20 protein-coding genes are annotated in these 22054 nt (G+C 56.7%); 10 read left to right on the top strand and 10 right to left on the bottom strand.

Annotated features, from left to right (window positions below):
• Positions 1–5: 5 nt before the first annotated feature.
• The 3 genes from ACO07T_RS01175 to ACO07T_RS01165 form a co-directional block, all read right to left on the bottom strand.
• The gene (locus ACO07T_RS01175) at positions 6–527 is read right to left on the bottom strand and encodes a CBS domain-containing protein (protein WP_209078685.1); all 522 of its coding nucleotides are present in this window, start codon (positions 525–527) and stop codon (positions 6–8) included.
• A 325-nt stretch (positions 528–852) separates the two neighbouring features.
• Positions 853–1101 (bottom strand): (Na+)-NQR maturation NqrM, encoded by a 249-nt coding sequence (nqrM, locus tag ACO07T_RS01170; protein WP_422047908.1) that lies wholly within the window; start codon positions 1099–1101, stop codon positions 853–855.
• A gap of 14 nt (positions 1102–1115) precedes the next feature.
• A complete protein-coding gene (locus tag ACO07T_RS01165; RefSeq protein WP_422047907.1) occupies positions 1116–2375 on the bottom strand; it encodes an FAD:protein FMN transferase in 1260 nt (419 codons plus the stop codon).
• Between ACO07T_RS01165 and ACO07T_RS01160 the strand changes: the two genes are divergently transcribed.
• The 9 genes from ACO07T_RS01160 to ACO07T_RS01120 all read left to right on the top strand — a co-directional run bounded on the left by ACO07T_RS01160 (position 2367) and on the right by ACO07T_RS01120 (position 12312).
• On the top strand, positions 2367–3710 hold the full coding sequence (locus tag ACO07T_RS01160; protein ID WP_422047906.1) for a Na(+)-translocating NADH-quinone reductase subunit A: 1344 nt from the start codon (positions 2367–2369) through the stop codon (positions 3708–3710). The genes ACO07T_RS01165 and ACO07T_RS01160 overlap by 9 nt on opposite strands.
• A 2-nt stretch (positions 3711–3712) precedes the next feature.
• Complete coding sequence (locus ACO07T_RS01155) at positions 3713–4912, top strand: NADH:ubiquinone reductase (Na(+)-transporting) subunit B (protein WP_209084338.1); 1200 nt, start codon at positions 3713–3715, stop codon at positions 4910–4912.
• On the top strand, positions 4905–5714 hold the full coding sequence (locus ACO07T_RS01150) for a Na(+)-translocating NADH-quinone reductase subunit C (RefSeq protein WP_209065095.1): 810 nt from the start codon (positions 4905–4907) through the stop codon (positions 5712–5714). The genes ACO07T_RS01155 and ACO07T_RS01150 overlap by 8 nt, the downstream gene beginning before the upstream one ends.
• The gene (locus tag ACO07T_RS01145; RefSeq protein ID WP_422047905.1) at positions 5714–6367 is read left to right on the top strand and encodes an NADH:ubiquinone reductase (Na(+)-transporting) subunit D; all 654 of its coding nucleotides are present in this window, start codon (positions 5714–5716) and stop codon (positions 6365–6367) included. The genes ACO07T_RS01150 and ACO07T_RS01145 overlap by 1 nt, the downstream gene beginning before the upstream one ends.
• Entirely contained in the window at positions 6367–6975 is a 609-nt protein-coding gene (gene nqrE, locus ACO07T_RS01140; protein ID WP_209065093.1) for an NADH:ubiquinone reductase (Na(+)-transporting) subunit E, read from the top strand. Before ACO07T_RS01145 ends, nqrE begins: the two co-directional genes overlap by 1 nt.
• Positions 6976–6988: 13 nt before the next feature.
• Positions 6989–8212 carry an NADH:ubiquinone reductase (Na(+)-transporting) subunit F gene (gene nqrF, locus ACO07T_RS01135; protein ID WP_209084335.1) on the top strand — a complete coding sequence of 408 codons (1224 nt, stop codon included), beginning with the start codon at positions 6989–6991 and terminating at the stop codon, positions 8210–8212.
• 160 nt (positions 8213–8372) lie between these two features.
• Positions 8373–8975 (top strand): NAD(P)H-dependent oxidoreductase, encoded by a 603-nt coding sequence (locus ACO07T_RS01130; protein ID WP_422047904.1) that lies wholly within the window; start codon positions 8373–8375, stop codon positions 8973–8975.
• Positions 8972–10921, top strand: a complete 1950-nt coding sequence (locus tag ACO07T_RS01125; protein WP_422047903.1) for a cation:proton antiporter — start codon at positions 8972–8974, stop codon at positions 10919–10921. The genes ACO07T_RS01130 and ACO07T_RS01125 overlap by 4 nt, the downstream gene beginning before the upstream one ends.
• A 2-nt stretch (positions 10922–10923) precedes the next feature.
• On the top strand, positions 10924–12312 hold the full coding sequence (locus tag ACO07T_RS01120; protein ID WP_422047902.1) for an MATE family efflux transporter: 1389 nt from the start codon (positions 10924–10926) through the stop codon (positions 12310–12312).
• 6 nt (positions 12313–12318) lie between these two features.
• Here the strand turns inward: ACO07T_RS01120 and eda are convergent, their stop codons facing one another.
• Genes eda through gap form a run of 4 tightly spaced genes read right to left on the bottom strand, consistent with a single transcriptional unit; the run spans position 12319 to position 17282 of the window.
• Complete coding sequence (eda, locus tag ACO07T_RS01115) at positions 12319–12966, bottom strand: bifunctional 4-hydroxy-2-oxoglutarate aldolase/2-dehydro-3-deoxy-phosphogluconate aldolase (RefSeq protein ID WP_422047901.1); 648 nt, start codon at positions 12964–12966, stop codon at positions 12319–12321.
• Positions 12966–14780 (bottom strand): phosphogluconate dehydratase, encoded by a 1815-nt coding sequence (gene edd, locus ACO07T_RS01110; protein WP_422047900.1) that lies wholly within the window; start codon positions 14778–14780, stop codon positions 12966–12968. The genes eda and edd overlap by 1 nt, the downstream gene beginning before the upstream one ends.
• A gap of 34 nt (positions 14781–14814) precedes the next feature.
• On the bottom strand, positions 14815–16269 hold the full coding sequence (gene zwf / locus ACO07T_RS01105) for a glucose-6-phosphate dehydrogenase (RefSeq protein ID WP_422047899.1): 1455 nt from the start codon (positions 16267–16269) through the stop codon (positions 14815–14817).
• 5 nt (positions 16270–16274) lie between these two features.
• The gene (gene gap / locus ACO07T_RS01100; protein WP_422047898.1) at positions 16275–17282 is read right to left on the bottom strand and encodes a type I glyceraldehyde-3-phosphate dehydrogenase; all 1008 of its coding nucleotides are present in this window, start codon (positions 17280–17282) and stop codon (positions 16275–16277) included.
• Between the two features lie 155 nt (positions 17283–17437).
• On the opposite strand from gap, the gene ACO07T_RS01095 reads away from it, so the two are divergent.
• The gene (locus ACO07T_RS01095) at positions 17438–18436 is read left to right on the top strand and encodes a LacI family DNA-binding transcriptional regulator (protein ID WP_422048589.1); all 999 of its coding nucleotides are present in this window, start codon (positions 17438–17440) and stop codon (positions 18434–18436) included.
• Here ACO07T_RS01095 and ACO07T_RS01090 read toward each other — a convergent pair.
• From ACO07T_RS01090 to ACO07T_RS01080, 3 genes are all read right to left on the bottom strand, one after another.
• Complete coding sequence (locus ACO07T_RS01090; protein ID WP_422047897.1) at positions 18433–19134, bottom strand: CbiX/SirB N-terminal domain-containing protein; 702 nt, start codon at positions 19132–19134, stop codon at positions 18433–18435. The genes ACO07T_RS01095 and ACO07T_RS01090 overlap by 4 nt on opposite strands.
• Positions 19131–19700, bottom strand: a complete 570-nt coding sequence (locus ACO07T_RS01085; protein ID WP_422047896.1) for a DUF4202 domain-containing protein — start codon at positions 19698–19700, stop codon at positions 19131–19133. Before ACO07T_RS01085 ends, ACO07T_RS01090 begins: the two co-directional genes overlap by 4 nt.
• A gap of 136 nt (positions 19701–19836) precedes the next feature.
• On the bottom strand, positions 19837–22050 hold the full coding sequence (locus ACO07T_RS01080) for a PAS-domain containing protein (protein WP_422047895.1): 2214 nt from the start codon (positions 22048–22050) through the stop codon (positions 19837–19839).
• Between the last annotated feature and the right edge of the window lie 4 nt (positions 22051–22054).

Raw genomic sequence — 22054 nt, 5'->3', positions numbered from 1 at the left:
GCGTATCAGCCGACGATAAGCTGTTTGAGTTGGAGCGCTTCGTGTTCCAGCTCTACCAGACGGTAATTGACCACATCCCCGATGGTGACCATTCCGGCCAGACCGGTCTGGTCCATCACCGGCATATGGCGGAAACGGCCCTCTGTCATGCGCCGCAGCACGTCGACCAGCGAGTCGTCAATTGTGCAGGTTTGGACGTTTGTCGTCATCACGTCTTCGACCTTTTGTGGAAGCGTTTGGCCGGGTGTTTCCGCGAGTTTGCGGACGATATCGCGCTCAGACAAAATGCCGATCAACGCTCCATTCGCATCAGTCACGAGCAAAGCACCAATGCGGCGCTCTTTCAGGACTTTTACCGTTGCTCCCAAAGTGTCTTGCGGACGGATCGAGAAGACGTCTTTGCCTTTTTGGTTGAGCACCATCTGCACGGTGGCCGTCGTGGCCGAGGTATTCGTGCTTGCGGTCTGGCTGAGCGTCCGCTGTTTTTCTTCGGATTGGCGGTTTGGGGCCTGATAGGAACTTGGCATGTTTGGGCTCCTTGCGTGTTCAATATTCTAACGATATGCCACCAGCCTATACGCAAGATCCGCGTTTTGGGGACTTTTCTTTGCCTGATTTGATTCTTTCGCCCGCTGTTGCAACGGTTCTGTTTGTGCTCGCCTGTTTGGCGGGGCACCGCTATCGGCGTGTTTGGAAAGAAGAGGGGCCAAGGTGGCAGCTTTGGCTCTTTGGGCTTGTTGCTGCGTCCTGCCTGCTACTGGTGGCTTTGCTACCAGTCTCCACGGGTTAAGCTGGCAACAAAAAAAGCCGCACATGATGTGCGGCTTTTGGGGTTCGATCTTTTCCAAGCGTTTAGCTCTCAGTGGTTTTCTCAGTTTCCATCTGCTCAAGCATTTTGCGCGCGCGCGGGCACTGAAGGCGCTCACGCAAGGGGCTGTCTGGATCAATATCCTTGCTGCACACCACGCATTTGTCCGCACCGCTGATGGCGTTCAACCCGCCGCAGGAGCCTTTGATTGTGCGGCCCATCATGATTACGCCAAGGGACATGCCCAGCGTGACGAGCATCAAAAGTACAAATGCGAAGAGGAAAGTTTCCATAAGAGTAGTGCCTTTTAGCCAGCGATGATGGCGTCGAACTCTGTGCTCGGCGTCGCGTTGAAGGTTACATGGTCTGTCTTTGCTGAACGTTCAATAAACAAAGCTGCGATCTTGTGTTTTTCTGCGACATCAAGGCCACGCTCCTGCCCAAGCGCAAGCAAAGCGGTCGCCCAAGCATCTGCCAGCATCGCGTTTTCTGCGAGTACCGTCACTGATGCGGTTGCATGGGTAACAGGACGCCCCGTGTTCCGATCGATGATGTGGGAATAGCGAACACCGTCTTTTTCAAAATAATTGCGGTAGTCGCCTGATGTGGCCATGCCCAGATCTGCCACACCAACCACTTGATGAATGCTGCGGGTAAGGGCGTCAGGTGTTTCGATGGCGATCTGCCAGGGCTGGCCTTGCGCGTTGGTACCTGATGTGACGATGTCGCCGCCAATTTCGACCATGTAGTTGGTGAGGCCAAACTGCGCGAGTGTATCGCCAAGCCGGTCTACGCCAAATCCTTTGCCAATGGCCGAGAGATACATGGCTGCGTCAGGGTGGCCTTTGTAAAGTTGGCCGTCTTTGACTTGCAGCATCTCCTTTTGACCTACGCTGCGCATAGCGGCGGTGATCTCGGCATCTGCCGGGATGATCCCTGGTGGGCGCGCTGCGCCGAATCCCCAGAGATCGATCAAAGGGCCGAGTGTGATATCAAACTGACCTTCGCTCTCTGCGTGCACGTGATGGGCCGCTTCCAGAAGCGATGACATGTCCGGAGAGAGGGGCAGCGGTGTTTTCAGGGAGTGTGCGTTGATTGTTGAGACTTCTGAGGCGCCGTTCCAATTGGACATCTTGGTGTCGACATCCAATAAGGTCTCGTTGATTGCGTCTTTGAGTTCTGTTTCGGCGACGCCAGAGGAATTCACGCCCACAATTGAATAGCTTGTCCCCATTGTCTGCCCGCTGAGCAGAATGTCCGCTGCCCCGCGCTTACATGCCGCAACGGCCAGCGCCATAAAAATGAAACTGCGACGAGAAAGAGAGGGCATTGCTAACACTTCGTTGTGAGCTTGGAGGTATGAGACGTGTCGTCGATGACGCATTGCGGCAAAAACGAGCGCTTTTTTTTGTCGGCGGCACATTATTGCTCTGAGGGACGAGAAACAATAGAAAAATGGTCGAATTGCACTGGCTGTCTGGCGAGACTCCGCGTATACGCAGCCGCAATCAGTCGCGACATTCGCAACACTAACCAGCAACGACAGGATGACATTGGCGTGCAGCATTTTGCGCTACGAAAAGGCCTGAATCTTCCAGTCACCGGGGCGCCCGGCGAAGGAATACATGAGGGAGCAGCGGTCAAGACCGTGGCTGTCCTCGGGGCCGATTATATAGGATTGAAGCCACGCATTGCCGTCGCAGAAGGCGACGTTGTGGCTGCAGGAGCGCCGATCATGGCGCATAAAGATTCGCCGGAAGCCAAAGTGGTTTCACCGGTTTCTGGTCGTGTGAAGGCGATCAACCGCGGTCCGCGCCGAGTGTTGCTCAGCGTTGAGATCGAGGTGGATGCATCCGCGGCAGAACCGATGGACTTCTCGGCTGTTGGCGACGTCGCCACACGCGAAGGTCTGGTTGAACGCCTGTGTGCTGCGGGCCTCTGGACCTCTTTCCGCACACGGCCTTACTCCAAGGTTCCTGCGAGCGACGCACAGCCTGCAGCGATCTATGTCAATGCGATGGATACAGAGCCTTTGTCTGGCGATCCTGCTGTTGTGATTGCAGATGCTGGTGAAGCCTTTGCCAAAGGTCTGGCCGCGATCACCGCACTGACAGATGGCAAAACCTATCTGTGTCACGCCAATGGTGCGCAGATTTCTGGTGCGGATGTTGCTGGTGTAACCGTTGCGACCTTCTCCGGTCCGCACCCTGCCGGTTTGGCGGGTACGCATATGCACTTCCTTGAGCCACCCAGCGCATCCAAGACTGTCTGGACCATCGGTTATCACGATGTGATCGCAATTGGCCGCCTGCTGGAGACTGGCAAGATCGATTCGTCGCGCGTAATCGCTCTGACCGGTCCGCTGAGCAAAACTCCGCGTCTTGTACGCACGATTGAGGGGGCCTCGCTGACAGAGCTCACCGAAGGCGAGATCGCCGGTGACGCGCCTGTGCGTTTGGTCTCCGGCTCGATCCTGAGCGGTTATGCAGGCGAAAGCGTCGAGGCCTTCCTTGGCCGCTACGCGCGCCAGGTCACGATCATCGAGGAAGATCATAAGCAGATTCCAATGGGCTGGATTCGCCCAATGCCAAGCAAGTTCTCTTTCTTGCCGGTTCTGGGATCTGCTTTCTCCAAGAAGCTCTACCCGCTGACGTCCAACCTGAACGGTGGCCGTCGCGCGATGGTGCCGCTGGGCACTTTCGAAGAGCTGATGCCGCAGGATTACCTGCCAACGCAGCTTCTGCGTGCTCTGCTGGTGATGGACACCGATGAAGCGCAGAAATTGGGCGCGCTGGAGCTGGACGAAGAAGACCTTGGTTTGGTCGGCTTCGCGTGCCCCGCGAAATACGAATACGGTGAAGCGCTGCGTGACAGCCTGACCAAAATCGAACGGGAGGGCTGATAATGGGGTTGCGTAACTTCTTTGATCGGATCGAACCGAATTTTGTGAAAGGCGGTAAGTACGAGAAGTATTTCCCTCTCTATGAGATGGTGGAAAGCTTCATCTACACGCCTAAGACTGTCACGACTGCTGCGCCGCATGCACGTTCTTACGTGGATATGAAGCGGATCATGACCTATGTGGTGATCGCGACCATCCCATGCATCATCATGGGGCTTTATAACGTCGGTCTGCAGGTTAACTCTGCTTACGGGACATTCGAGCCTTCTGGTTGGCGCGCGGGCATCATCTCTGCACTGGGTATTGGTTTTGACGCGAGCAATCCGCTGGCTAACTTTGCGCATGGTTTGCTGTACTTCCTGCCGATCTACATCACGACATTGGTCGTGGGCGGTATCTGGGAAGTGATTTTCGCGACCGTTCGCGGCCACGAAGTGAACGAAGGCTTCCTCGTCAGCTCCATGCTGTTTGCGCTGATCATGCCGCCGTCTGCACCACTCTGGCAGGTGGCTCTCGGGATTTCCTTTGGTGTGGTGATCGGCAAAGAAGTGTTCGGCGGTACAGGTAAGAACTTCCTGAACCCTGCACTGACAGGGCGTGCGTTCCTTTACTTCGCCTATCCGGCCAATATGTCCGGTGACACGATCTGGACCCCGGTTGATGGTTTCTCCGGCGCGACAGCACTGTCTGTTTCTGCTTCTCAGGGTTACGACCAACTGGCCGCGCAGGGCATGAACTGGATGAACTCCTTTGTGGGCACCGTTCAGGGCTCCATCGGTGAAACATCTGCGCTGGCGTGTCTGATTGGTCTGGCGTTCCTGCTGATCACAAAGATTGCCAACTGGCGTCTGGTTGTAGGCTGCATGGGCGGAATGATCGGCTTCTCGCTGCTTCTGAACCTGATCGGCTCTGATACCAACCCGATGTTTGCGATGCCTTGGTACTGGCACTTTGTTGTGGGCGGTTTTGCCTTTGGCATGGTGTTCATGGTGACCGAGCCGGTCTCTGCCAGCCACACCAATGTTGGCCGCTATATCTACGGTGCGCTCATCGGCTTCATGGTGGTCATGATCCGTGTGATCAACCCGGCCTTCCCAGAAGGCATGATGCTTGCAATCCTATTCGGTAACGTTTTTGCGCCTCTGATCGACTACTTCGTTGTGCAGGCAAATATCAAACGGAGGGCCCGTCAACATGTCTGACGCTTCCAACGAAAACAAAGGCGCGATTGCACGCTTTCTCGCGGCACCGCCTGACAGCGTAGGCAAAACAGTCTTTATCGCTGTGACCCTGTGTCTGGTGGCTTCGATGATCGTATCTGCGGTCTCCGTTGCGCTGCGTCCGCTGCAGGAGCAAAACAAGCTCAAGGACAAACAAGCCAACGTTCTTCAGGTGGCGGGCCTCTATGAGCCGGGTATGGATGTGCTGGAAGGTTTCAGCGTGTTCGAACCCCATGTTCTTGAACTGGAAACCGGCACCTTCACCGATGCGTTTGATGCCGCGACTTTTGACGATCGTGCTGCTGCTTCGGACCCAGAGCTTTCTGTGGCCCTGAGCGATGACCCCGCAGGCATTGGCCGCCAATCCAAGTTCGTGACAGTTTATCTGCTGCGCAACGACGATGGTTCGCTAGATAAGGTGATCCTGCCTATTCATGGGTATGGCCTGTGGTCGACGCTCTATGGTTTCATCGCACTGGAAGAGAACGGCAACGACATCTTTGGTCTGCAGTTCTACAGCCACGCGGAAACCCCTGGCCTTGGCGCCGAAGTGGACAACCCACGCTGGAAATCGCTGTGGAATGGAAAAAAGCTGGCTGATGACGCGGGTGAGCTGCAGATCACAGTTGCAAAATCTGCCTCGGCTGCTGGTGCCGATCACCATGTAGATGCCCTCGCAGGTGCGACACTGACTTCGGTTGGTGTGGACAACCTCGTGCGCTTCTGGATGGGGGAAGCTGGCTTCGCACCGTTCCTTGAAAACCTCAAAGCGGGAGAGATCTGATGGCGCAAACCAAGAGAGACCTTCTGATCGACCCGTTGGTCGACAACAACCCGATCACGCTTCAGGTTCTGGGCATTTGTTCTGCCCTCGCCGTGACCTCCTCGCTGCAGGTGGCCTTTGTGATGGCGCTGGCGGTGACCTCTGTGACCGCGTTCAGCTCCATGTTCATCTCGGTGCTGCGCAACCAGATCCCTGGCTCGATCCGTATCATCGTGCAGATGGTGATCATCGCATCGCTCGTAATCATCGTGGACCAGGTGCTCAAAGCTTACGCCTATGATGTGTCCAAGACACTTTCGGTGTTCGTGGGCCTGATCATCACCAACTGTATCGTGATGGGGCGCGCGGAAGCTTTCGCCATGAAAAACACGCCCATCGATAGTTTCATCGATGGCGCGGGCAACGGCCTTGGCTATGGGGCATTGCTTCTGGTTGTTGGCTTCATTCGCGAACTGTTTGGCGCGGGTAGCCTGTTTGGCATCACTATCCTGCCGACTGTGAACAACGGTGGCTGGTATGTGCCCAACGGCATGCTGCTGCTGCCGCCTTCGGCGTTCTTTATCATTGGCTTGCTGATCTGGGCTGTGCGTGCCTGGAAACCTGAGCAGGTGGAAGAGCGTGAATACAAAATTCAAGTTGTGGAGGGCCACTAATGGAAGGGCTTCTCTCTCTGGCCGTAAAGGCCGTCTTTGTTGAGAACCTTGCGCTCTCTTTCTTCCTTGGCATGTGTACCTTTATCGCCGTGTCCAAGAAGATTTCGACCGCGCTTGGTCTGGGTATTTCTGTGATGCTGGTTCAAGCAATCACGGTTCCAACCAACAACCTGCTTCTGACATACCTGCTGGCGCCAGGTGCGCTGGCATGGGCGGGCTTCCCGAATGTGGACCTCACCTTCCTGGGTCTGATCTGCTACATCGGCGTGATTGCGGCGATGGTTCAGATCCTGGAAATGGTGCTCGATAAGTTCTTCCCACCGCTCTACAACGCGCTGGGTGTGTTCTTGCCGCTGATCACCGTGAACTGTGCCATCCTTGGCGGCTCGCTCTTCATGGTGGAACGTGACTACAACTTTGCCGAAGCCACCACATACGGTCTGTCTTCTGGATTTGGTTGGGCACTGGCGATCACTGCGATGGCGGGTGTGCGCGAGAAGCTGAAGTACTCCGATATTCCTGACGGTCTGCAAGGCCTTGGGATTACCTTCATCACCGCAGGTCTGATGGCTTTGGCCTTCATGTCCTTCTCCGGCGTGAAACTCTGAAGGGGAAAAGGACATGGAAACATTTACACTAGGCGTCATTCTTTTCACGCTGATCGTTCTGGCGCTTGTGACCATCATTTTGGCCGCGCGCTCCAAGCTCGTGTCTACCGGTGATGTGAACATCACAATCAACGGCGAGAAAACGATCTCTGTGCCTGCGGGTGGCAAGCTGCTGCAAACGCTGGCGGAACAGAAACTGTTCGTTCCTTCTGCCTGTGGTGGTGGTGGTACCTGTGCTCAGTGCCGTGTGCGCATTCACTCCGGCGGCGGTTCCATCCTCCCAACCGAGGAAAGCCACATCACCAAACGTGAAGCGGCTTGCGGTGATCGCCTGTCTTGTCAGGTGGCTGTGAAGCAGGACATGAACATCGAAGTGCCTGAAGAGGTTTTCGGCGTTAAAAAGTGGGAGTGTACTGTGCGCTCCAACGAAAACGTTGCGACCTTCATCAAGAACCTCGTTCTGGAACTGCCTGAAGGCGAAGACGTGAACTTCCGTGCAGGTGGCTACATTCAGATCGAAGCGCCGGCCCATAAGCTGTCTTACAAAGACTTCGCGATAGAAGAAGAGTACCACGAAGATTGGGACAAGTTTAACCTGTGGCAATATGAATCCACGGTGAGCGAGCCAATCGAACGTGCTTACTCCATGGCGAACTACCCGGATGAAAAGGGCCTCATCATGCTGAATGTGCGTGTGGCCTCGCCACCTCCGGGCAGCCAAGGCATCCCACCGGGTCAGATGTCATCTTACATCTTCAACCTGAAGCCAGGTGACAAGGTGACGATTTCGGGTCCGTTTGGTGAGTTCTTCGCACGTGATACCAACAAAGAGATGGTCTTCATCGGTGGTGGTGCGGGTATGGCCCCAATGCGGAGCCACATCTTCGACCAGCTTAAGCGGCTGGAAAACCGCGATCGCAAAATCACTTTCTGGTACGGTGCACGTTCCAAGCGCGAGATGTTCTTTGTTGAGGATTTCGACGGTTTGGCCGAGGAGTTTGATAACTTCGAATGGCACGTGGCGCTCTCTGATGCGCTGCCTGAGGACGATTGGAAAGGCTACACCGGCTTTATTCACAACGTTCTGTTTGAAGAGTACCTCAAGAATCACCCAGCACCTGAGGATTGCGAGTTCTACATGTGTGGTCCGCCCATCATGAACCAATCGGTGATCAACATGCTGTTAGATCTCGGTGTGGATCGCGAAGACATCATGCTTGATGACTTCGGTGGCTAAGCCAAACGCAATGAGACATCAAAAACGCCGTCCCTTGGGGCGGCGTTTTTCTTTGTGTCATGAAAGCAGAAATCGCCATTTGGCCGACTGTGTTGGGTTGGTCTTGATCAGAAGCGGTGGCAAGGTGTCGCAGCAGCATTGACGTGGGGAGGCGCCGAATATGCGCGTATTGGTCTATCAGGCGCATCCGGGTGCGCAGCATTCGATGGCAAACAAAGCTATGAATGCGGCAACACAGTCAGTGGAAGGCATCGAATTTGTCGATCTTTACGCCAAGTATCCTCGGTTTGATATCGATGTAGCGGCCGAGCAGGAGCGTCTGCTGCGTAGCGATGTGATCCTCTTTCAATATCCACTATTCTGGTATTCCTCACCCTCGATCATCAAGGAATGGCAGGATTTGGTGCTGGAACATGGGTTCGCCTATGGGACTGGCGGAGACAAACTAGCGGGTAAGATCTGGTCGATGGGTATTACCTGCGGCGCGCCAGAAGAGGCCTACGGAGCAGATGGCTATAACGGTTTTGGCCTGCGCACTTTGCTGACGCCGATGGAGCAAACGGCGCGGTTGTGCCATATGCAATTTCTTTCACCCTATGTGCTCTATGGCGCTTTGGCCAAGCGTGATGGGCACGGATTAAGCCCTCATGCAGAAGGGTGGCGACGCTGGTTGGTCGCGTTGCGCGACGACAAAGTGTCGTTTGAAGCGGCCAATGCATTTGAGGTGGTACAAGCCGAAAACCTGAATGAGGTGATCCAATGACCAGCTTCTTATTGCTTGCCACCGTCATTTTGATTGCGGGCGTCATTGCTGTGCCTTTGGCGTCCAAGCTCGGATTGGGATCTGTCTTGGGCTACCTGTTGGCAGGTATTGCGATTTCTCCCATCCTCCATTGGTTGGATGTGGACATCATTGAAATCCAGCATTTTGCCGAGTTTGGCGTGGTGATGATGTTGTTTCTGGTGGGCTTGGAGCTTGATCCGAAGATGCTTTGGGCCATGCGGCGACGACTGTTAGGGCTTGGCGGCTTGCAAGTGGGGTTGAGCATTGCATTGATCGCAGCAATTGCGATGCTTGTTGGGCTGCAGCCCACCGTTGCTTTGGCGCTTGGAATGGTTTTTGCCCTGTCCTCTACGGCCATCGTTTTGCAGACCCTCAACGAAAAGGGCTTGATGCAGGCACAGGGCGGGAAATCGTCATTCCAAGTTCTGTTGTTTCAAGACATTGCCGTGATACCAATGCTGGCTTTGTTGCCACTCTTGGCCTTGCCGGAATTGGCAGAGCACGGTGCCGATGTGACCCATGGCGGAGGGCACAATGGTGAACACGGGGAGGGGCATGGCGATGGCCATGCAGCGATCAGTCTGGTTGATGGGCGTCCGGGCTGGCAGGTAGGTCTGATCACTTTGGCCGCAATAGGCTCCATTGGCGTGATCGGTAGCTTTCTGACACGCCCTTTGTTCCGCTTTGTAGCGCTGGCAAACCTGCGCGAGGTGTTTGTGGCAACGGCGCTCGCGCTGGTGATTGGTATTGCGCTCTTGATGAGCCTTGTTGGGTTGTCACCTGCGTTGGGCACTTTCCTGGCAGGCGTGGTTCTGGCGAACAGCGAATACAGACACGAACTTGAAAGCGACATCGATCCATTTCGGGGGCTTCTTCTGGGGCTATTTTTTATGACCGTCGGGGCGGCGATCAACTTCAGTTTGCTTGCTGAGAACCTCTGTATGGTGGTGGGCATCACGCTTGGTGTGATGCTGATCAAAGCCTTGGTTCTCTACGTTTTGACCCTGATCTTTAAGCTGCAAGGGGCTGATCGCTGGCTTTTTACCTTAGGGCTCGCTCAGGCGGGTGAATTTGGCTTTGTGCTGTTGAGTTTCACTGTTGCCAACAATGTGCTGCCGCAGGAGATCGCGCAGATTGCATTGCTTGTGGTGACACTCTCCATGCTGCTGACGCCGGCGTTGTTCATCTTCTACGATCGGGTGGTTGCGTCTAAGTTTGCCCATGACCAGGAGGCTGAGGCAGATGAGATTGATCATAGCAGCCCCGTTATTGTTGTCGGCTATGGCCGCTTCGGTGGTGTTGTTGCACGTATGCTGCGGCAAATCGGGGAACAGCCCGTGCTGGTGGACTACTCCGCAACGCAACTTGAAATGGTTCGCCGGTTTGGCACCAAAGTGTTTTTTGGTGACGGCACTCGGCCGGACATGCTGCATGCTGCGGGCATTGATGACGCGAAGATGCTGGTTGTGACCATCGACGGTAAAGAACAAATTACGCATCTGGTGGAGTATGTGTCGCGCCATCACCCGCATGTGCATATCGTAGCGCGTGCGGTCGACCGGGAGCATGTCTATGACCTGTACCAGGCTGGTGCAAATGACATTGTGCGGGAAACCTTTGACAGCGCGGTGCGGGCCGGGCGCTCTGCCTATGAAGCTCTCGGGATTCACCCTTACCAAGCGGAGCGCTTGGCGCGAAGGTTCACCAAAGCGGACCGGAAACTACTTGTGGATACAGCTTCTGTTCATAAACCGGGGGTGCGGGCAGGGGACAATCCTGAGTTTGTAGCCTTGGCGCGTGAGCTAAATGAGCAGATGGAAGAAGAGCTGCGCAATGCCAGCACAGGTTTTGGGGTTCAAGCCTCGGACGGGTGGGTGCCGCCACCGGCGAACCTGAAGAAAGATGAACCGGAACAGGGGCGATAAATTTGGCTAAGGCAGTTTTCCTTCAAGGCGCTTTGATGCGGCATGTCACGGTGATGTCGCTCACCTCGTCCGTCGGCTTGATGGCGATTTTCGCAGTCGATTTTGTCGACATGATTTTCATCTCAATGCTTGGCAACAAAGCACTTGCGGCTGCCGTAGGTTATGCCGGTACATTGCTGTTCTTCACCAACGCGACCAATATCGGGCTATCGATCTCTTCAGGCTCTCTGGTGGCGCGCTCGGTGGGCGCGGATCAGCCGCAGCTGGCACGCGAATATGCCACTTCGGTTGCTGTTGTTGTCGCTATGATTGGCGTGCTCGTTCCGATTGGCGTATTGAGTTCGCTTGATCCAATCATTTCCTGGCTGGGCGCTGAGGCGGAGACCTTAGCGCTGGCAAAGCGATACGTCAGCATCGTACTGCCAACCATGCCGCTGATGGGCATAGCGATGGCAAGCATGGCGGTGCTGCGGGCATATGGCGATGCGCGCCGATCTATGATGGGGACGGTGTTTGGTGGCCTCGTGAATGCCACGCTGGATCCAATTCTGATCTTTGGCGTCGGGCTTGGACTTGATGGAGCCGCTTATGCCTCAGTGGTGGCGCGGATGGTGATGTGCGGCTACGCGCTCTTTTGCGTGATCCGTATTCACAATGGCTATGCGCGGCCTGCGGTACGTCTCCTCGTGCGCGACGCCAAGGCGATTGGCGGGATTGCAGGGCCCGCTGTGTTGACCAATGTAGCCTCGCCTTTGGGAACTGCCATCGTAACCCGTGAAATGGCGCGCTATGGCACCGATGCGGTGGCTGCGATGGCGGTAATAGGGCGGTTGCTGCCGGTGGCCTTTGCCGTGGTATTTGCGCTGTCAGGCGCAATCGGGCCAATCGTTGGTCAGAACTTCGGGGCGAGCCAGTTTGACAGGGTGCGCGGCACGTTGAAGGCCGGTTTGCAGTTTCTGAGCGCCTACACGCTGTTTGCGGCGCTGATCCTTTTCGTGCTGCGCGCGCCGATCGCGGATATCTTTGACGCTGAGGGAGAGATGCGCACGCTGATCTTCCTCTTCTGCGGGCCGCTTGCGCTTCTGCAGTTTTTCAACGGTGTGATCTTTGTCTGTAATGCTTGTTTCAACAATCTTGGGCACCCGATCTATTCAACCTATGTGAATTGGGGGCGGCATACATTGGGGACTTACCCCTTTGTAATCGCAGGCGGGGCGCTTTGGGGCGCGTCGGGGGTGTTGCTTGGCCAGGCCTTTGGGGGCGCAGTGTTTGCAATCGTCGGGTTGATCGCGGCCTCAAAGACAATCAACCGGCTCAGTGCACCTGCGCCGGTTGATCCATTCGCTGAAGAAAGCACGCTGCATCATGTGAGCGGCCGTCGGAATTGGTGAGGAGGGCTAGCGCGGTAGTTGCGATGCTTCTTTGGCCAGCGCTTCGATTTCGTCCCATGCGCCAGCTTTGACAAGCTTTGAGGGGGCGACCCAACTGCCGCCTGCGCAAACCACGTTGGGCAAAGACAGGTAATCACCAGCGTTTTGCGGGTTCACACCGCCAGTTGGGCAGAAGGAAATTTGCGGTAGCGGGCTTGCCAGGGAACCGAGGAATTTTGCGCCACCTGCTGCCTCAGCTGGGAAAAACTTCAGCATGTCATAGCCGCGTTCCAGCAGCGCCATGGCCTCACTGGCGGAGGCTGCACCGGGCAGGAGGGGAAGCCCCTCGGCCTCACATGCGGCAATCAGCGTGTCGGTGGCACCGGGAGAGACGCCAAATGTGGCACCTGCGTCTTTCGCGGCTTTCACATCTGCCGGTGTCAGCAGGGTACCAGCACCAACCATACCGCCAGGCACCTCGGCCATTGCGCGGATCACATCCAGTGCGGCTGGTGTGCGCAAGGTTACTTCTAGCGCGGGCAGGCCACCCGCAACCAGTGCCTCGGCCAAAGGTTTGGCGTCAGAGGCATTTTCGACAACGAGTACAGGAACGATTGGGGCCGCGTTGCAGATATCGCGGGCCTGTGCGCTGGCATCCTTTGGGGTGATCGGCATCAATGTGATCCTTCAAAGATAGAGGCACCGGTGGTGGCAGAGCCGACGGCATTGCGGAAAGTGGCAAAGAGATCGCGGCCTGTGCCGGATTGATAAGCGGTCAGATCTGCAACAACAGGAGGGCGTTCTTCGACACCCTCTGTGAGCACTTCGAGGACACCCGCCTCGGCATTCACACGCACGATATCGCCGTCTTTGAGTTTGGCGATGGTGCCGCCGTCGAGCGCTTCCGGGCTCACATGGATTGCGGCGGGGATCTTGCCAGATGCACCCGACATACGCCCATCGGTGACAAATGCGACCTTGAGGCCTTTGCCCTGCATAATCGACATCAGCGGCGTTAGGCTGTGCAGTTCCGGCATACCGTTGGCCTTGGGGCCCTGGAACCGCACAACAATCACCACGTCTTCGGTCAATTCGCCGGCTTGGAAGGCGGCTTTTACTTCGTCCTGATCATGGAAAACCCGGGCCGGTGCCTCGACCAAGCGATGTTCTGGAGCCACGGCGGAGATCTTCATCACAGAGGTGCCGAGATTGCCGGTAAGCCGTGCAAGACCGCCCGTTGGTTGGAAGGGATCAGTCGCCGGGCGTACAATTTTGTCGTTGAGCGACACTTTTGTCCCGGGCTGCCAGATCAAGGCACCGTCTATCAGTTTCGGTTCTTGCGTGTAGTTTTCCAATCCTTCGCCTGCGACGGTTTTGGTGTCGCTGTGCAGAAGGCCCGCGGAGAGAAGTTCTCCAATCATGTATCCAAGTCCGCCGGCTGCGTGAAAATGGTTCACATCAGCAAGGCCATTGGGATAGACGCGTGCCAGAAGAGGGGTCGCGTCAGACAATTCTGCAAAATCTTCCCATGTCAGCACGATACCGCCTGCACGTGCCATGGCGATCAGGTGGATCAGCAGGTTGGTGGAGCCGCCGGTGGCATTGAGGCCGATCATGCCATTCACAAAGGCTTTTTCGTCCAGAATATCGCAAGTTGGGGTGTAGTTGTTGCCGAGCGCAGAAAGAGAGAGCGCGCGTCGTGCACCTTCTTCGGTGAGCGCATCGCGCAAATCGGTGTTGGGGGAGACGAAACTGGAACCCGGCAGGTGCAGGCCCATGAACTCCATCAGCATCTGGTTGGTATTGGCGGTCCCATAGAACGTGCAGGTGCCCGGGCCATGATATGCCGCCATTTCTGAGGCCATAAGCTCCGCACGATCAGCCTCGCCTGCCGCAAAGCGTTGACGGACCTTGGCTTTCTCATCGTTTGAGATGCCAGAGGTCATTGGGCCAGCGGGCAGGAAGACCGCTGGGAGGTGGCCAAAGCTCTGTGCCGCGATCACAAGGCCGGGCACGATTTTGTCGCACACGCCAAGGTAGACGGATGCATCAAAGGTGTTGTGGCTGAGCGCAACGCCGGCGGCGAGGGCAATCACATCTCGGGAGAACAGGGAAAGTTCCATGCCAGCTTCGCCCTGCGTGACACCATCACACATGGCGGGAACACCGCCAGCCACTTGGGCTGTGCCACCGGCCGCGCGCGCGGCATCGCGGATCAGCGTGGGATAGCGCTCAAAGGGTTGATGCGCTGAGAGCATGTCATTGTAGGCGGTGATGATGCCGAGGTTGCCAGCGGTGCCGGTCGACAGTGCAGATTGATCTTCGCCCGCACCTGCATAGGCATGGGCCTGGCCGGAGCAGCTGAGATGTGCGCGGGCAGGGCCTTGGCTGGCGGCTTGTGCCATGCGCTCCAGATAGGCGCCACGGTGCGGTTTGCTGCGCGCAATGATGCGCTCGGTGACTTTTTCAACGGTTGGGTGGAGCGGCATGGGAGCCATCCTTCCTATCTTGGGCCGATTGGCCTTAGTTACCGATCGGGCGCCAGCGACGCCCGCCCTGATGCATCAACATAAGCGCTTCTTCGGGGCCGGAGCTGCCCGGATCATAGGGCACGGGGCGCTGTCCAGCCTCTTCCCACGCGGAAATCAGCGGATCGGCCCAAGCCCAAGCGGCTTCAACTTCATCACCCCGCATGAATAGCGTTTGGTCGCCGCGGATGACATCCATAATAAGCCGCTCGTAGGCGTCTTGTGAGATAAGATTTTCACCAAGAGCTTCGGCAAAGGACATATCCATCGCAACCTCGGTCAGGCGCATACCGCCCGGGCCAGGCTCTTTGATGGTGGTGCGCAGGGTGATGCCTTCGTCCGGTTGCAAACGAATGATCAGCGCATTGCCTTTGCGCCCTTCCATCTTATTGGGGAAGATGTTGTGAGGCGGGTCGCGGAAGACAACGGCGATTTCGGAGCTGCGACCGCGCAGGCGCTTACCGGTGCGCAGATAGAAAGGCGTGCCGGCCCACCGCCAGTTTCCTACAGCGAGTTTCATCGCGATAAAGCTTTCGGTGCGGCTGTCGGTGTTTTCGACGTCTTCGAGGTAGCTGCTGCCATCCCTGCCTGCGAGATATTGGCCGCGCACGATGTCGCTGAGCTCAACTGGTTCCAGCGCTTCGATCACCTTGACCTTCTCATCGCGCACGGAATTGGGCGTGAACTTGGAAGGCGGCTCCATCGCGATCAGGCACAGCAGCTGCATCAGGTGGTTCTGCACCATGTCGCGCATTGCTCCGGACTGGTCATAGTACCCGCCGCGACCAGCCACCCCGATGCTTTCGGCGACGGTGATCTGAACATGGTCGATGTGGGTTGAATTCCACAGCGGTTCAAACAGTGAGTTGGCAAAGCGCAGAGCCATGAGGTTCTGCACGGTCTCTTTGCCAAGGTAGTGGTCGATGCGGTAAATCTGTTGTTCGTCAAAATGCGACAGCAGATCCTTGTTCAGCGCCTGGGCGCTTGCCAGATCGTGGCCGAAGGGCTTTTCAACCACAATACGGCTGTCTGGTGTGGCGATGCCATGCTGGCTCAGCCGCTGGGCGATTGCGCCAAAGAGAGATGGGCTGACCGAGAGATAGAAGGTGCGGATGGTGTCATTCCGCAGATAGCCTTTCAGCGCCTGCCAGCCGTCTTCGCCGGTTGCATCGACGTGAAAGTAAGCGAGCCGCTCAACAAACGTGTCAACCGTGTCGCCTGGACGGAGGCCTTCGTCCACAAATTCCACAATTGCGTCTTTGATCAAGGCGCGGAATGCGGCGTTGTCCATGTCGGACCGCGCCGCACCAATGATGCGCGCCTCAGCAGGCATTTGGCCCGCGCGAAATCTGTGAAACAGCCCCGGCAAAATTTTGCGACGGGCCAGATCACCGGTGGCTCCAAAGATCACCAGATCAAACGGAGCAACGGGGATAACGCGCGCGACCATCTGATTTAACCCTTCAGAAGCGCGCCCATACGGCGGCCTGTGTCGAGCATGCGGTTGGAGAAGCCCCATTCGTTGTCATACCAGCTGACCACGCGCACCAGACCTTCTTCGGTGACGCTGGTCTGAGCCGGTGCGAAGACCGAAGAATGACTGTCATGGTTGAAGTCCGCGGAGACAAGTGGTGCTTCCTCATAGCCGAGCACGCCTTTTAGCGGGCCTTCGGCGGCAGCTTTGACCGCGGCGTTCACACTCTCTATAGAGGCTTCTTTGGAAGGCACAAACACCAAGTCAACCATAGAGACATTGGCGGTGGGCACGCGCACGGCGGAACCTTCCAGTTTGCCTTTCAGGTGCGGCAATACGAGAGAGATCGCCCGGGCGGCGCCAGTCGAAGTTGGGATCATGGACAGCGCGGCGGCACGGGCGCGGTAGAGATCTTTGTGGTTTGTGTCATGGGTTGGCTGATCGCCGGTGTAGGCGTGGATCGTTGTCATGTAGCCGGTTTTGATGCCGAAAGCATCGTCGAGCACTTTGGCCACGGGGGCAAGACAGTTGGTGGTGCAGGACGCGTTTGAGACAATCACATCTTCAACGGTTAGCGCATCATCGTTGACTCCGAACACAACTGTTTTGTCAGCATTTGCGCCGGGGGCGGAGATCAATACGCGCTTGGCACCGCTTTCCAGCAGCAGCGCCGCCTTATCGCGTGCAGTGAAAATGCCTGTGCACTCATAGGCTACGTCCACGTCTGACCAAGGCAGTTCCTGCGGGTCGCGGATCGCGGTAAGGCGGATCGATTGGCCTGCCACTTTCATCACGTTGCCTTCCAGCGACACATCCGCGTTCAAGCGGCCGTGCACGCTGTCGTATTTCAGCAGGTGAACGAGGTGGTCGTTCGGTGACAGATCGTTAATGGCTACGACTTCAATATCGTCTACGCCGCTTTCGATCAGGGCACGCAGTACACCGCGCCCGATGCGGCCAAATCCGTTGATGGCTATCTTGGTGGTCATGTCTTTCTCCCAACACCCTAAACAGCGCTTGTGGTAGCGCCACCGTTAGCGCTATCGGTATACTCTAATCTTTCTGGAATCAAGGGGTCTCACGAACTTCGGCGAGGTGCGCTTTCAGGGTTGCGTTGGCGGTGGTTGTGTCAGACGATCTGGGCATGGGAAAAAAGCTACTTCTCAAAGACATCGCCAAGCTCGCGGGCGTGAGTGAAATGACTGCGTCGCGCGCCATGCGTGGTGCTCAGGACGTCTCTGAAGCCACGCGTCAAAAGGTCGAACAGATCGCGCGTGATGTCGGATATGTGCCGAATCGAATTGCCGGAGCTTTGGCTTCGAGCAAAGTGAATCTTGTGGGCGTGGTGGTGCCGAGCCTCAATTCCTCTGTTTTTCCAGAGGTTCTCTCGGGCATTAGCTCAACGCTGAAAGACACGCCGCTGAAGCCGGTGATTGGTGTTACTGGGTATGATCTTCTTGAAGAAGAAGAAGTCATTCGCGAGATGTTGAGTTGGCGACCAACTGGCGTGGTCGTTGCAGGGCTTGAGCACAATGATGCTGCGCGCACGATGTTGGCAAATGCAGATTGCCCGGTTGTCGAAGTAATGGATGTGGACGGGGATCCGGTCAAACACTGTGTCGGCATCTCGCACCTTGAAGCTGGTCGCGTTATGGCGCGCACCATTTTGGATGCGGGCTATCAGAAGATCGGCTTTATCGGCACCAAGATGCCGCAGGATTATCGGGCCGAAAAACGCCTGAAAGGTTTTGAGCAAGCGCTCGAAGAAGCGGGTGTTTCACTTGTGGATCAAGAGCTTTATTCTGGGGTGTCTTCGATTGAGACAGGCCACCAACTGACAGAGATGTTGCTGGCGCGGACGCCGGAGTTGGAATGTATCTATTTCTCAAGTGACGTTTTGAGCGTTGGTGCGTACATGCATTGCCTGGCTAAGGGAATTTCAGTTCCCGACGAGTTGGCGCTGGCTGGGTTCAACAATTTGAAACTGTTGCGTGGTTTGCCGATGACCTTGGCAACGACGGACGCCCATCGATTTGAGATCGGCCAGAAGGCCGCGGAGATCATTCTGGCGTCACAGGGGCCGAATTCTCCAGCCCAGACTGTGAAATTGGAACCACAAGTCACGCGAGGCGGCTCGCTTTAGGCACAGTTGCGGAAGGTGTCAGCAACCATTTTTGCCGCTTCGTCCCATGTGCCAAGAGGTGGCATGAGGAGCCCGGAAAACTTTGCTTCGTCAAGCGCTTCTGGGATGTCCTCTCGACAATGCTCTCCTTCCAGCGCGAAGAATGGTAGGCACAGGCTTTGCTTTGGCAGGTCCCTCGCGGCGTCGGCTATAAAAGGCGCTTCTTCGACAAATCCTGTGGTGATTTTTAGGCCCTTGAGGTGGTCTCTGAGCAGTTGAGCGAAGCCATTGGCAGAGGCTGCGGCTTTGGGGCCTTTGGCGGACCCATGAGCCGCCAAAAGTAGATGACTCTCTGCAGTCTCCCAACCTAGCGAGGAGAGCTTCTTTCGGATGCTCGCAGCTGCGACGTCCGGCAGAGCAGGGTGAAAACCGAGCGGCGGCAGAATACTGAGATCAGCACCGTTGAGGCGCCTAGGCAGGACCTTGGAGACAAACCAGCCGTCCGCCATGAACATCGGGAAAATTTGAGAACCTGTTGGCATTTCAGACACTTGCCGCTCGAGAGCGTCAGGCATCGCCAAGGTGGCGGCGCGAATGTGCCAACCAGGCAGATGCTTGCCAACCGCTGCGGCAAACCCTTGTAGCCACAGTTCGGGAGGAACGGGCACAGACGGCTGTCCATGTGCTACGATGAGAGCTTCCCGTTGCGGAGTGCTCATGCGTTGGGGGCTTCGAAGGCTGCGGCAAGATCAGCGGGCAGGTTGAATTCAGCGAGCACGCGGGCGCGGGCGTCGGCGGACATTTTACGCGCCGTTTTGACCACGATATCGAGTACTTTTTCTTCAGGATGCTTGGCTGCGAAAGGCGCGAAGTACCACTTCAGGAAGACAAAACATATAATATCTTCAAGAGCTTGGACTTGATCGTTGCGTTTGATGCCTTCTTTGCGCAGCATCGCTCCGGTCTCAGAAATCTCATCTTCTGAGAAACCTGCATCTCCCATGATGGCCGAAACACGATCAGCGTGGTGCACTGCGAGGTCGCGACGCCATTTGAGATAACCTGCGCGGCCTTCAGGGTAATCGGCCCGTTTCAAGACCCAGCGCTCGATATGCTGACCCCGTGCTGCAATCTGTAAGCTCTCGGAAGCATTAGGAAAAAGTCGGTTGGCTTCCTCCGACATCCGCGTTCCATAGAGCAGGGCTTCGGGTTGGCCTTCATCCAGTCTGGGATCTTTTGCGTTGGCTTCGTCAATGGCGTCCAAGGCGGTTTGAAGGCGGGTCATGGCTGGCTCCGAGCTGCTGCAATATCATTTATTTAGGCGGTGTCGGGGCGCGCGGAAAGGGGCAAATTTGCGCGTCGGTATCACCTCGGTATTGCGTCAATATCGCGACTGTATCGCGGGTGTGCGTTGTCGGTGTCTAAGTCGACGGAGTTGGTGCGTTCTGAAGGGCGTCTTGCAGGGCTTCCAGATCCAGTGGTTTGTGCAGAAGTGGCGCATGCAGAGCCGCACAGAGCGCGGACAAATCGGGGGAGCGGTTTGCAGAGATAACGCAGGCTGGCAAAGGTCCGAACAGCTCGCGCAGGATAGAAATGAGATCTGTCCCTGTCGCACCATTGTCGAGTTGGTAGTCTGCCAGAACGACATCGGGTGCGATGTCGATTTCCCGCAGGAGCTCGAGCGCTTCTACATCGCTGCCGCAGGCCAGAACATCGGCGCCCCAGTTTTCAAGTGTCATACTGATTGCCTGCCTAAGAGCTTCGTCATTTTCCACAAGCAGGACGATCCGGTGGGTCAGAGGCTCGCTCGACTGAGCTCGTAGGACCTCTGTCGGAAGAGGGCTTTCATGCGCGGCGGCCAGAGGCAGTGTGACACAAAACCGTGTGCCGCGGCCCGGTGTGGAGTGAAGTTCCAAGGGGTGTTTTAGAAGACGGCATGCACGCTCAACAATCGCGAGGCCAAGTCCCAATCCTTCGGCGGGGCTGGCGGCTGCGTTGACGCGGTGGAACTCGTCAAAGACCTTTTGGTGTTGTTCAGGCGGAATGCCGGGGCCAGTGTCCCAGACTTCCACAACGACGGTGTCGCCTCGCTGCCTTGTGCCGACCAGAACGCGGCCAGCATGGGTGTAGCGTAGCGCGTTGCCCATGAGGTTCTGCAAAATTCGACGCAAATAAGTGGCGTCTGAGGTGACGGAGAGGTCGGCGGTTCGCAGGTCAAATCGCAACCCCTTCTCTGCGGCTGCAGGTGCCAGTTCGCTATGAAGTTGCTGCAGCAGTTCATTGAGCGGGATGCGGCTCTCATGGACGGCGACACGCCCGGAATCCAGTTTGGAGATGTCCAAAAGTGCTCCGAGTATATCTTCGACGCTTTGCAGCGCGCCGGTCGCTTTCACGAGGCGTTCGCGCTGATCCGGCGCTTCAAGGTCATTTTCCAATGAGGAGAGGTATAGCTTCGCCGCAGAGAGCGGTTGCAGCAAATCGTGACTGGCGGCGGCCACGAACCGTGATTTGGATGCGTTGGCGCGTTCGGCTTCGGCTAGAGCGTCGCGCAGTTCCAAGGTGCGTTCCTGTACGCGGCGCTCCAGCGTTTCATTGACCTGAGAGATCGCGCGTAATGCCCGGCGCTCGGTTGTGATGTCTGTGAAGGAAATCACGAAGCCACCATCGGGCATGTGCTGGGCAAAAACGGCTAGCGTGCGGTCTTCCCCCAATGCGACTTCAAAAGACAGCGGTGCGCGGCGGCCTTGATGGGCAGACCATTCAAAGAGGTCCACCGCGTCGGTTGCGTTGCGGAAGGTCACGATGCGGGAGAGTTGGTCATAGACAGTGCGAAAAGGCAGGCCCAAGCGGAAGCGGCGTAGCGGGATCGACAGAAGTTCGCCCAAGCGGCGGTTCCAGCCGACCAGTCGGGCTTCGCGATCAAAGATGCCCACGCCTTGATTGAGGTGTTCCAGGGTTGCTTTCACCAGCCGGGCTTGATCGTCCAGCAGGCGTTCGCGTTCCTGCCGCTCGATCAGCATCATGTCGGTGACATCGGTTTGCAGCACCACGGTGCCGCCGTCGCGGGTGCGGTGCTCTGACACCTGCAGCCAGCGGTCGCCCGCCATGCGGGCGTTGAAGACCACGTGCTGTTCGCGATGGCGGATCATGCGACGTTCCTGCCAATCCTCCGAGGTGGTGCCTTGGGGTAGTTCCAAATAAGGGCTTTCAGAAACGATGCGCACATATTCGGCAAAGGGCAGGCCGGGTTTGAAAAGGTGGTGCACATCGCGCATGTGTTTGCCAAAGCGGCTGTTGCACATCACCAAATTCTCGTTCGCATCAAAGAGCGCAAATCCCTCCTGCACCGTTTCAATGGCATTGGCGAGATTGGCGCGCGCGGCCTCGGCCTCCGCGTTGGCTTGCGCAAGAGAGGCGTTGGAGGTGTTCAGAAGATCCAGAGCACGCTCAAGTTCGAGCGTGCGGGCGCGGACCTCCTCTTCAAGCATCACAGCGCGTTCAAATTGCGCATATGCCACGCCGGTGCTGTCCGGGTTGGCTTCTGCCCGCCGCATCAGCGTGTCAACGATGGTCAGCAGTTTCTGATTTTGCCGCTCAAGTGTGTCGGCGGGATCGATTAAGGACTGAGGCGCCATGGGT

Origin of the sequence: Shimia sp. (assembly GCF_965227725.1) — a bacterium.
GTDB lineage: Bacteria > Pseudomonadota > Alphaproteobacteria > Rhodobacterales > Rhodobacteraceae > Shimia.
Note: the sequence above shows the minus strand (reverse complement) of the source record. Positions and strands in the feature narration are given on the sequence as shown.